The 12,029-nt window shown below is 39.2% G+C and carries 11 protein-coding genes; 1 reads left to right on the plus strand and 10 read right to left on the minus strand.

The window, feature by feature from the left end; all coding sequences use genetic code 11:
• Positions 1 to 11 precede the first annotated feature (11 nt).
• From DV415_RS01960 to modA, 6 genes are all read right to left on the minus strand, one after another.
• Positions 12 to 2,609, minus strand: coding sequence for a fimbria/pilus outer membrane usher protein (locus tag DV415_RS01960; protein WP_118790740.1), 2,598 nt, complete (start codon positions 2,607 to 2,609; stop codon positions 12 to 14).
• Between the two features lie 21 nt (positions 2,610 to 2,630).
• Positions 2,631 to 3,341 (minus strand): fimbrial biogenesis chaperone, encoded by a 711-nt coding sequence (locus DV415_RS01965; protein WP_118790739.1) that lies wholly within the window; start codon positions 3,339 to 3,341, stop codon positions 2,631 to 2,633.
• 98 nt (positions 3,342 to 3,439) lie between these two features.
• A complete protein-coding gene (locus DV415_RS01970; RefSeq protein WP_239990900.1) occupies positions 3,440 to 4,072 on the minus strand; it encodes a fimbrial protein in 633 nt (210 codons plus the stop codon).
• A gap of 252 nt (positions 4,073 to 4,324) precedes the next feature.
• Positions 4,325 to 5,380 (minus strand): molybdenum ABC transporter ATP-binding protein ModC, encoded by a 1,056-nt coding sequence (modC, locus tag DV415_RS01975; RefSeq protein WP_118790737.1) that lies wholly within the window; start codon positions 5,378 to 5,380, stop codon positions 4,325 to 4,327.
• Positions 5,367 to 6,095, minus strand: a complete 729-nt coding sequence (gene modB / locus DV415_RS01980) for a molybdate ABC transporter permease subunit (protein ID WP_192879071.1) — start codon at positions 6,093 to 6,095, stop codon at positions 5,367 to 5,369. Before modB ends, modC begins: the two co-directional genes overlap by 14 nt.
• A 134-nt stretch (positions 6,096 to 6,229) precedes the next feature.
• Complete coding sequence (modA, locus tag DV415_RS01985) at positions 6,230 to 6,994, minus strand: molybdate ABC transporter substrate-binding protein (protein WP_118790736.1); 765 nt, start codon at positions 6,992 to 6,994, stop codon at positions 6,230 to 6,232.
• Positions 6,995 to 7,229: 235 nt separating this feature from the next.
• On the opposite strand from modA, the gene DV415_RS01990 reads away from it, so the two are divergent.
• Entirely contained in the window at positions 7,230 to 7,997 is a 768-nt protein-coding gene (locus tag DV415_RS01990) for a TOBE domain-containing protein (protein ID WP_118790735.1), read from the plus strand.
• Between the two features lie 91 nt (positions 7,998 to 8,088).
• Here DV415_RS01990 and DV415_RS01995 read toward each other — a convergent pair whose 3' ends face one another.
• The 4 genes from DV415_RS01995 to crr form a co-directional block, all read right to left on the minus strand.
• On the minus strand, positions 8,089 to 8,544 hold the full coding sequence (locus DV415_RS01995) for an NfeD family protein (protein ID WP_118790733.1): 456 nt from the start codon (positions 8,542 to 8,544) through the stop codon (positions 8,089 to 8,091).
• 83 nt (positions 8,545 to 8,627) lie between these two features.
• A complete protein-coding gene (locus DV415_RS02000; RefSeq protein WP_005628412.1) occupies positions 8,628 to 9,545 on the minus strand; it encodes an SPFH domain-containing protein in 918 nt (305 codons plus the stop codon).
• Between the two features lie 81 nt (positions 9,546 to 9,626).
• Entirely contained in the window at positions 9,627 to 10,826 is a 1,200-nt protein-coding gene (gene manA, locus DV415_RS02005) for a mannose-6-phosphate isomerase, class I (protein ID WP_118790731.1), read from the minus strand.
• Between the two features lie 650 nt (positions 10,827 to 11,476).
• Entirely contained in the window at positions 11,477 to 11,977 is a 501-nt protein-coding gene (crr, locus tag DV415_RS02010; protein ID WP_118790729.1) for a PTS glucose transporter subunit IIA, read from the minus strand.
• Between the last annotated feature and the right edge of the window lie 52 nt (positions 11,978 to 12,029).

Below are 12,029 nucleotides of genomic sequence, written 5' to 3' on the forward strand. Positions count from 1 at the left end.
TATTCTTCCTATTACTTACACTGTTTCGTGTGTTGTTGCATTTGTTCGGTGGCATCTAATTTCACCTCATAATCAAAACGGCATTGTCCTGTTTCACCGCTTGCCCAGCTGACGGTAATAGTACCTTTTGGCTGTTTTAATCCGCTCGCAAAGAGCACGCCACCTTGTACAACATAGCCGACAAAATTGCCATTTTCATCAAAGGCTTCAGATGCCATTGGCAATAATTCGCCATTTGGTCGTGAAAGGTTAAACAACACAAGACTATTGCGTGTAGTACCAAAGTTCACCACATGAATGCTGTTAGCACGTGGAATAATTTTCTGCTCAGTGCTATCAAATTCCATATTAATCGGTAGATTTTGTGGGTCGATCCCGATTTCGTTAATACGATAAGGTTGTGTATAAGGCAATACCGCATTGCCGAACCAATCTAACACTTGCCCTTGACCGCTATTTACCTCTGCACCTGCTGCACCATCAGCGTGTACAATCGCAAAGCTCTCACCAACAGATTCACCGAAGGTTACGCCATAACGGTGTGCGACGATCACGCCAGATAACGCATTGCTAAATTGTTGTGAACCGTGGCTATCTTTTGAGATAGAAGAGTTAAAGTTAAAGTGTGTATTGCGGTAATTAATATTGCCCGAAATATTACGATACCCAGATTGACCTGAGTTTGTATGCAAACCATAACTCCATTGGTTATAATCACCGAAGCTGCCATTTAAACCAACGTGAGCATTTTTCTGCCCTGAACCACTTGTTTGGTTTGCTGATAATGAATGGTTGCGGCCTAATGGAATGCTGAAACCAAGATAAATTTGGTTATCACGTTGACCATTTTCACGGTGAATCGTTTGTGAAAATCCAATCTGGTAGTTTAACAGCTTAAAGTTGTTTGCATAGGAAACCTGATATTGACTATAAGTCCCTGTTCTATTCCAATAATTAAGGGTTGAACCAACTAAATAGAGGCTACCTAAACCTTTCAGATCTTGAATTAACGAGATTTGATATTGGTTTTTTGGTCGCACTCCTGTTAATGAAAATTGACTTTCGCTACCAAATTGTTCTGCGTTTACTACATCGCTCAAATTATAAAAATCGCGAGAAGAGTAGCGATAAGCTGCAAGGGTTACGTTGGTACCCGTGCGGTTAAAGTTAATACTATAAGTGCCGTGTAGGCTGTAGCCTTTACGTGCTTCACGGTATGGGTTTAATGTCTCTTGAGCAACTAATACTGTATTAGGCAAGAAGATACTTCTTGTCCAAGTGTTATCAAATGAAAATGCACCAATTGGCGTGTTTAAACCAATCCCTACAGTGCCCGCCCAATAATTTCGGGTGAACGTAACCCCCGTATTGAGGGTGAGATTGTTAAGTAAACCATATTGCAACATTGCTTGCCCAACGTTGACATCAGAAATTTGTTGTCCGTTACGATAACGCCCTGCGGTAACTTGATAGCGGAATTGCCCCATACGAATAAGGGGGGCTATGTTAGAAAAGGGCACAATAAAGGTGCGTACTTGGCCGTTAGCTTCTTTAATTTCTACTGTTAAATCGCCGTTATAACCCGTAGAGTAGAGGTCTTCAATAACAAAAGCCCCTGGGGTTACATTAGTTTGATAAACAATATTACCATTTTGGCGAATAGTGACCACTGCATTACTATTGGCTATACCTTGTATGCGTGGAGCAAACCCCATCTGGGAAGGAGAGAGCATGCGGTCATCGGATGCAAGACCGATCCCACGGAGAGCAAAGCCCTCCACAAATTGACCTGAAGTATAAAAATCACCTATTGTCATTAACCCACGAATAGGGGCAAAATCTTTTTGCAAATAGGTTTCGTAGGTTTGGTATGGCATATGAGAGGATTTCCCCTCAGATTCACTCCATACTTTTGAGCCAGAGTGACGAAATGCCCAATCGCCTAAGTTAATACCTGTACGTAAATTTAAATATGCCTGCGAAGAGTGCGTATTAAATTGGCTGGTATAACGGCTGTGGTTTACATCATAATTCACAAACGCAGCACTGCTACCCGTTTGCCAACGGCTTGGGGCAATATAATCACGTGGGCGATTGATGGTTAAGGCTTGTGCAATGGTAAATTCTAAGCGTTGTAACCCTGTATTAAACACCGCTTTACCTTCAGGAATTGCTCCTTGAATAGAGACACATTCATCTTCTTTTGGGGCAAGTTTAATAGCAGCTCGTTCAAGATCGAGTAAATCACTTAATTCTGGAGTAAAGCAGAGCTCTGCGTGTGGTTGAGCCGCATTTTCGCTATCACGAAAACGCAACGTCATTTCGCCTTTAGCTTTGTTGTTTACCCAAACTTCTGCAGGATACTCTCCAGGTAGAACACTATTTTTTTGTTGGAAACGTGCAACATCGACAGTAGAACCATTACCCCCCATTTGTAAAAAGGTGGCACTGAACTCAACATCTTCATCGTTGCTTTCTAATGGTGCTTTCTCTTCTTGTGAAATGGGTAGGGATTCTTCTGCACAAGCTGTTTCTACAAAACCTGCAAATGCCAGCCCTAATGCAAGATAAAGCGGGCTTAAGGATGTGTTTAAAGTTAATTTTGCCATAAGTAAATCGATTTTAGGTAATTATTTAATTACTGATTCTCCAGCCACATCACCACCGTAATCATTAATTAATGACCATTTTACTTTTTGACCATTACTTACGCCTTTTACGTCAAATTCTCCTTGGCTAAAGGGTGCAACCATCACCGCCGCTGAGGCATCTTTTGCACCCACTTGTGCTTGAGTAAATGTTAAATAGTAAGGTGTTGGGTTATCTGCCCAAAGTTTGCCGCCTTTGGCTTGCCAAGTTACTTTGTTATAGGCTTCTACTGGTGGATAAGGTAAGCCGCTTGGGCGATAAAACATTTTTAAACGGCTACGCACTGAAAATTGCAGATAGTTTTGGCTATCTTTAAGCTCTTTCTTGCTTGGTTTAGGTGGAATATCCAATAAATTAAAATAATAGAGCGATTCGCGATCTTCTGGGAGTGCTTGCGTGCCCGTATAAGTAATACGTAAGGTTTGCCCTTGGTTACCCTCCACACGTGTTACTGGGGGAGTAATAATAAAAGGAATATTAGCTTGGTTGCCTTGTTTGTCTTCAATCCAGCTTTGCACTAAAGCAGGGGTGCCGTTTTGGTTGTTAAGTTGAACATTGAGGCTTTTTTGGTTAGACGGGTAAATCAGACGCGTACCGAGAATGATTACACTCGCCTGAGCAGATGAGACTGCAAATGCAAGCATAAGTGGAGTGGCAGAAATAAAAGCTGATTTTTTAAAAATAGATAGCATAGATGATTCTCCCCAAGTAAACAGAATACTCAAAATAAGAGTTAAAAGCCCAAAAAAGCCCGCCAAAGACGGGCTTAATTTTATTGAATCAGTTAAGCTTACTCGTAAGCTAAGTCTAATTCAGCTTCTGCTTTTACTGCACCAGGAGTAGATTGACCAGTTGCATAGTAACGAGCGTTGAATTGAATAAGACCAGTACCATCTGTTGAAGGACGGATACCTTTTAATGCGTTAGCTGAATCGTTTGCACCAAGACGAATAGATGAACCATCTAAGTTGGAGAATTGGATGTTTACGTTTTGAGCTGCAGTTGCAGTAGGCTCTAAGTTTTTCAATGTACCGTTATTATCGTGATCAACATGGTTAGTTGAACGGAATGCAGCAGTTATACTTTTACCGCCACTACCGTTTGTTGCTGGATTACCAGCTTTGCAGTTTTCTAATTCAATTTCAATTAATTGATCTGCAGCAACATCACCTAGTCTTGTTAATTGGTTTTTACCTACATCTTTAAGTCTAACAGTTTTTTCTCTATCACCTGCTTTAATTTCACAAGTGTTATCAAGAACTCTACCTTCTACTTTGATTTTGGCGTGAGTAGCACCTGTAGTTGCTGGTGCGGTTACACCTGCAGCTTGAGTTGGGATTGGAGTACCAATTGGAGTTACAGGGGCTGCATTAGCCACACCAAACACCCCTAATGCTAATAAAGCTAAGATTGTTTTTTTCATTTTAAACATCCTATATAAAAACTTTAGAATAAATTTCATCCTAGATTGGATGACCACGTTTAAACCCGATAATTTAGAGTGAAAACTTACCTATTCTAAAAAAAAAAAAAAAAATGCAAGCTGGATAAATATCAGGATAATTTAATAAATTTCTTTATTTTTCTAGACGTTACGCAAAAAAACGCTTGTAATATACACTACAAGCGTTTTTTATATTATGTCATATTAGTGTTTTATTCAGTAAAGCGTTTACTACATCACCGACACCGCTTTAATCTGAACATAAACATCTTGCCCAACAGCAAAACGCAGTTCATTTTGTGCCCATTTACTGATACTTGCCCAAATCTTATGTCCATCCACCAGCACCGCAATATCTACCCGAGAATCTTGTATCTCAATTTGTGCAACTTGACCACGTAAAATATTACGAATGCTTGTTTGTTCTGGCTTTTGCAGTGTGATAGAAACATCTGAACTATAAATACAAACTCGCACTCGTTCGCCCACATTTTCGGGCACTTGATGAATCCAAAGCGCTTGTTCGCCTAGCGAAAGTGCGGTCATTTTATAAGGAGGATTATGCAAATGAACGGGCAAGGCAAGCACACTACTCTGTTCGCTTTCCCCTTTCCAAGGGGCAAAAATAGGGCTATTCCAAATTATTTCTACGCTATCATAGGCTTTTACAATGCCGTTTTCCATCAGTACGACCCGATCAGCTAAACGCAACAGTTCGTCCAAGCTATGTGTAACATATAAAATCGGGATATTAATTTCTTTAGAAAGACGTTCCAAATATTGCATTAGCTCGCGTTTGCGGGGAACATCAAGGGCAGAAAGTGGTTCGTCCATCAGTAAAATGTCGGGCTCAGCCAACAATGCTCGACCAATTGCTACACGCTGCTTCTCACCACCAGAAAGCGTTAGAGGATAACGCTTTAATAAATGAGTAATACCGAGAAGATCGACAATATAGTTAAAATCATCTTGCGAGACATTTTTCATGCCATAGCGCAAATTGCCTTTCACGGTGTAGTGAGGAAATAAACGCGCATCTTGGAACACATAGCCAATTTTACGCAAGTGGGTCGGCAATGATTCTTGCGTTTCCATATCCACTAAAGTGCGGTCATTTAAACGGATGAATCCTTCGTCTGGTTGTATCAAGCCACTGACAAGATTAATCAGCGATGTTTTGCCTGAGCCAGACAAACCGAAAATAGCTGTCACACCTTGATCTGGCACTTGTATATTCGCTTGCAAGGCAAGTTGCCCGAGCTGTTTTTTCACATTAATCTGCAACATTTCCTTGTCCTAATTTTTTCTGCATTCGCTTGCTCAACCACTCTGACAATAGCAAAGAAATCAATGAAAGAATGATAGCAAATAAACATAAGCGAGCGGTTTGTTCTTCTGCACCGGGTGTTTGAATAAAAGAATACATCGCAAGTGGAATAGTTTGAGTTTCGCCTACAATGTTCGATACAAAGGTTATAGTCGCACCAAATTCCCCTAATGATCGTGCAAAACCAAGCACGAGTCCAGCTAAAACCCCTGGTAAAGAAAGTGGCAAGGTTATTGTAAAAAATACACGCCAAGTGGAAGCACCCAATGTTTGCGCTGCTTGCTCCAATTTAATATCAATATTTTCTAAAGAAAGTCGAATCGCGCGAACAACCAATGGAAAGGCAACTACTGCAGAGGAAAGCACCGCCCCTTTCCAACTAAAACCAAAAGATAAGCCAAACCACTGATATAAATACTTGCCAATAAAACCATTGCGCCCCATTGCCACAAGTAATAAATAACCGATAACCACAGGTGGCAACACTAAAGGCAAATGAATTACGCCAGTAATCAGGGATTTTCCATAGAAGTTTTTACGCGCTAAGAGCCACGCGACAAAAATGGCTAACGGCAAACTCCAAAGCATGGAACTAACAGCGACACTCAAACTTAAATTAATCGCTGAGATTTCCATTGGGGTCAGATTGAAAAATGAGAAAAATTGGGTAAGCAAAATGAATCCTTATACAAATATCCTCTCTTTAAATCCCTTGTTTATGGGAATATCCCACATTAATGAGAGGTAAGATGCTCTATAATTACAAAAGGGCAGAAATATCCGCCCTTCATGACTATTAAGATTCTATCTTATTTTGCAGAGAAACCATACCCTACAAGCACTTTCTTCGCAGCATCTGACTCTAAATATTTCAAGAAATCACGAGAATCTGCATTATCATGACCTTTTACAATAGAAACGGGATAAACAACTGGTTTATGGCTATCAGCAGGGAACACTGCAACCGTTTTAACTTGTTGGCTAACTTTTGCATCAGTGCTGTACACAATACCGTAAGGTGCTTCTGCACGTTCAACTAAAGCTAATGCGCCACGAACATCTTTTGCACGAGCTAAACGGTCTTGTACTTTATCCCATAAATTTAATTTGGTTAATGCTTCTTCTGCATATTGACCTGCTGGTACGTGTGCAGGATCGCCAACAGATAAATAGCTATCTTTTAATGCATTGATCCATTCACCTTTTGCAATATCCATAGAATTTACCGCACTTTTTGCTGGTGCGATTAAGACTAAATCATTGCCCACTAAAACTTTTTCAGTTTCTTTCACGGTTAAATCTTTTTCAGAAAGATATTTCATCCATTTATTGCTTGCAGAAACAAAAATATCTGCTGGCGCACCTTCTTCAACTTGTTTTGCTAAAGTGGAAGAAGAAGCGAAAGAAAATACCACTTCATTTTTCGGATTTTGTTTTGCGTAATCTTTTGCAACTTGTTGTAAAGCATCTGTCATTGAAGCCGCTGCAAATACAGTCACTTTAGCGGATGCCGCAAAAGAAAAGCCTAATCCTGCGATTAGAAGTGCGGTTGAAATTTTAGTTAATTTTTTCATGAATCATCTCCTATGGTAGAACGTTATTTACTTTATTATATATCAATAAAAGTATATAAAGAAAGTGTGAAACACAAAAAAGAACTACCCATTTTTAGTAAAAACCTATTAAACAATGGGATGATTTTGCTTTTAAAAGATCGTTATAACGAATCTTAAGATTAGTTCCAGAAGAAATTTTATCTCATTCTATTTTTCCAGTAGAATACTCGAATCATCACTGGGGAGAACCGAAATGAAAAACACCGAAATTTTACTCACCATTAAACTTCAACAAGCACTTTTTATCGATCCAAAACGAGTACGTTTACTCAAAGAAATTCAACAATGCGGTTCGATTAATCAAGCAGCGAAAAATGCAAAAGTGAGTTATAAAAGTGCGTGGGATCATTTAGAAGCCATGAATAAAATCAGCCCTCGCTCATTGCTTGAACGAAATACAGGTGGAAAAAATGGCGGAGGTACAGCACTTACCACTTATGCCGAGCGTTTGCTACAGCTTTATGATTTATTAGAACGTACGCAAGAACACGCTTTTCATATCCTACAAGATGAATCTGTTCCGTTAGATAGTTTGCTCACGGCAACTGCACGTTTTTCTTTACAAAGTAGCGCACGCAATCAATTTTTTGGACGAGTGGCACAACAGAGAATTATTGACGCCCGTTGTGTTGTGGATGTGAATGTGCAAGGATTACCAACGCCGTTGCAAGTTTCTATTACCACAAAAAGCTCGGCTCGTTTGAAACTCATCACGGAAAAAGAAGTGATGCTGATGTTCAAAGCGCCTTGGGTGAAAATCAGTGAACAACCACTGGAGAATCAATCTAATCAGTTCCCTGTAAATATCAAATCACTAAATGAAGAAGAAGCCATCCTTCAATTTGCTGAAAACGATATTGAATTTTGTGCCACAGTCCACCAGCCGAATCAATGGCAAATCGGGCAACAGGTTTGGATTCATATTGATCAAGAGCAAATTATTTTAGCGACGCTGGGCTAATCCCAAAGTGCGGTAAATGTTGGAAGAACATTTTAATCTCATAAAAAAACAGGCTTGATGCCTGTTTTTTCTTATCGAATAAAACCCAAAACTAATTAGAAATATTTTTTACAATCAGCGTAATGCCATCCACGCGTTCAACTTCAATTAATGCACCGACTGTAAGATTATCACCTTGAATGCGCCAAGTTGTGTCGCCAAAAGCACCTCGACCAATTCCATTCGCGCCAAGTTCTTGAACAATGCCTTGTTTACCAAGTAAGGCATGATCGCGTTGATTTAATGTTGAATGAGATTGATCATGGCGATCTTTGCCATGTTGATATTTCCACCAAATCACAGAAAGTATACAAGCTAATAGCGCGTAAAAAACAGCAAGTGAGGCAAGAGAAAGGCTTGGAAAAAGAAATTGTACAAATGCCGTCACTAAAGCCGCCAATCCCCACCATAGCAAAAATATCCCTGGTGTAAGCACTTCACCAATAAGCAAAATAAAGCCTAAAATCAGCCAATGCCAAAGCGTCCAATTTATTAGCCAATCCGCCATAGATTCTCCTATTTGTTGTAAGGGCTTTTTATTACAAAAGTGCAGTGATAAACGATTAAAAAAATCACCGCACTTTATCTAAATTAAGATTTTTTATCGCCCTTTAATAACTCCGCAATACCAGCAACAGAACCAATTAAATTGCCAGCTTCTAATGGCATAAGCACGACTTTACTGTTTCCTGAACTACCGATTTCTTTCAATGCTTCCGTGTATTTTTGTGCAATAAAGTAGTTAATCGCTTTGGTATCACCACTGGTAATGGCTTCTGATACCATTTGCGTTGCTTTTGCTTCAGCTTCCGCGGCACGTTCTCGGGCTTCAGCTTGTAAAAAGGCTTCTTGTCGCTCCCCTTCCGCTTTTAAAATTCGAGCTTGTTTTTCACCTTCAGCACGGAGAATCTGAGCTTGACGAATCCCTTCAGCCTCTAATACTTCAGCACGTTTATTTCGCTCCGCTTTCATTTGAGCATTCATAGAATCAATCAGTTCACGAGGCGGACGAACATCACGAATTTCAATACGCGTTACTTTAATCCCCCATGGATTTGTCGCTTCATCCACAATAGCCAATAATCGACTATTAATAGAATCACGTTGGGAAAGCATTTCATCAAGCTCCATCGAACCAAGCACGGTTCGAATATTTGTCATGGTTAAATTTATGATAGCTTGTTCCAAATGATTCACTTCATAAGCCGCACTTCGCGCATCAATCACTTGCACAAAACAAACCGCATCAATAGAAACATTGGCGTTATCTTTAGAAATCACTTCTTGGGAAGGAATATCTAAAACTTGTTCCATCATATTAATTTTACGACCAATACGATCAACAAAAGGTACTACTAAATTTAACCCTGGCATTAACGTTCTTGTGTAACGACCAAAGCGTTCGATTGTCCAGTTATAACCTTGTGGTACGGTTTTTACTGTAGAAAACAAAATTAATGCGACTAATATCACAAAAATTAATGTGGAAATAGCGAATCCATCAAGCATATTTTTCTCCTTTATTGGGTAGATTTAATGAAAAAAGTCTATCAAATCCACCCGCACTTTTATAGCCTATTTTGTATAAAATTAAGGCAATTTTGCCACCACTGCATAGCCTTCAATTAAACCTTCCAGCTCATAAGAAGCATTCGCAGTAATGAAAGCTGCCTCGCCTTGTTTCAAAGAAAGAGCGGTCGTTTCTGAGCGTAAATTTAACTGGCCATTCATCACCAATAAAATACTCGCACTTTGTGCTTTTAAATGATGAGTTTCGCCACATTCATATTGAATATTTTGCAAAGCGAAATCTTTTGCTGGCGTGGCGTAAGTAAATATACGCGCGTCTTGAGGTGCCGACGGGATAATTTTAGGCTCCACTTCACGACAATCGACAATTTTAAGCAATTCAGGAATATCCACATATTTAGGCGTTAAACCACCGCGAATTACATTATCTGAACACGCCATCAGTTCAATATTTTGCCCACGTAAATAAGCGTGCGGAATGCCTGCATCTTGGTAAATTCCCTCGCCTTTTTTGAGGTGCACAATATTAAACAAATAGAAGCAAATTAAACCCGAATCTAATTTATCTAAAGAAATATTCATTGCATCAATGGTGTAAAGCACCCAATAATCTGGATTAGTTAAATCCAGATTATTAGCCTCATAATCTGCTTGATTCGCCAACAGAATTGGGGAAAGCCATTGGTGTAATTGAGCTTGTTCTGCTTGCATAATATCGGCATAGAAAGCATGTAAATCTTGTTCATGCAATTTTTTTGCAAGCGGGACTAAAGATGATCGTGCCTCTAAAATTTCGATAATATCCGATTTATTTTTAAAACCATGCAACAACCAGAAATCAGATAAAGCAATCATCATTTCAGGTTTATGATTGTTATCTTTATAAGTACGTGTTGATGCTTTTAACTCAATGCCTTTCGCATTTTCTTCCGCAAATCCTATTTCAGCTTGCGTTTTTGTTGGATGAAGTTGAATAGAAAGAGGTTGGGAAACATCAAGAATTTTTAATAAATAGGGTAATTCATTACCAAAACTTGCTCGGCTTTGAACACCAAGTGCGGTAGGATTTTTCTGTAAAAATTCAGTAAGTAATACATTTTTACCATCGACTTCAATGCTTGAAGGCGCAGAATGATGTGCGCCTAACCACCATTCAGCATAATATTGATTTTCTTCTGCTGGAATATTCAGTAATTGAGGAATATATTGATGCCCTCCCCATACGTAATTTTGGAGTGAGCCAGTGAGTTTGTAGATCATTGCTTTATTTTCACTTTAACTAGCGTAATTTTTAAAATTTATATTTTACCGTGGGTAGGTATACCCACGGCTAGTTATAGTAGTTCCTCTTTGAGGAACCTCAAACTACCCCAACGGGGTAGCACCGAGATTAGCCTAGGGTATACTTACCCTAGATATTGATTTTCTTCCGCTGAAATTTATGTTTTACCGTGGGTAAGTATACCCACGGTTAGTTATAATAGTTCCTCTTTGAGGAACCTTAAACTACCCCAACGGGGTAGCATTGAGATTAGCCTAGGGTATACTTACCCAGATATTGATTTTCTTCTGCTGAAATTTTTAAAATTTATATTTTACTGCGAGTAGGTATACCCACGGCTAGTTATAGTAGTTCCTCTTTGAGGAACCTCAAACTACCCCAACGGGGTAGCACCGAGATTAGCCTAGGGTATACTTACCCAGATATTGATTTTCTTCCGCTGAAATTTTTAAAATTTATATTTTACTGTGGATAGGTATACCCACGGCTAGTTATAGTAGTTCCTCTTTGAGGAACCTCAAACTACCCCAACGGGGTAGCATTGAGATTAGCCTAGGGTATACTTACCCTAGGTAACTATAATAAATAAAAAATCCGCACAAAGGCGGACTTTTTTATCGTAAAGAAATTATTTAGTTAAGGTTAATACCACTGACTCTCCTGCGACGACTTCACCTGATTTTTTCACGATGCAAGAAATTTCATCCATATTGGAAATAACAACGGGCGTTAATACTGATTTTGCTTTTGATTCTAATAAAGGAAGATCAAATTCAATCACGGTGTCACCGCGCTTAACAGATTGACCTTCTTGCGCAATACGAGTAAATCCTTCACCTTTCAGCTCAACGGTATCAATACCAAAGTGTACAAATAATTCTACACCTTCTTTTGATTCCATTGAAAAAGCATGGTTGGTTTCAAAAATTTTACCAATCACACCATCCACCGGCGCAACGATTTTGTTACCGGTAGGACGAATAGCAACACCATCACCCACGATTTTTTCAGAGAAAACCACATCAGGAACATCTTCGATATTTACAATATCACCAGAGATAGGTGCATAAATTTCAACTTCCACAGATTTGTTTTCTTTTGAACCGAATAACTTGTCAAATAAGCCCATTTTAATCTCCTATCAATTCATAGATGGCTGTTATTTTAACGTAAAATCAAAC

It is taken from the genome of Haemophilus haemolyticus (assembly GCF_003490595.1).
Lineage (GTDB): Bacteria > Pseudomonadota > Gammaproteobacteria > Enterobacterales > Pasteurellaceae > Haemophilus > Haemophilus haemolyticus_L.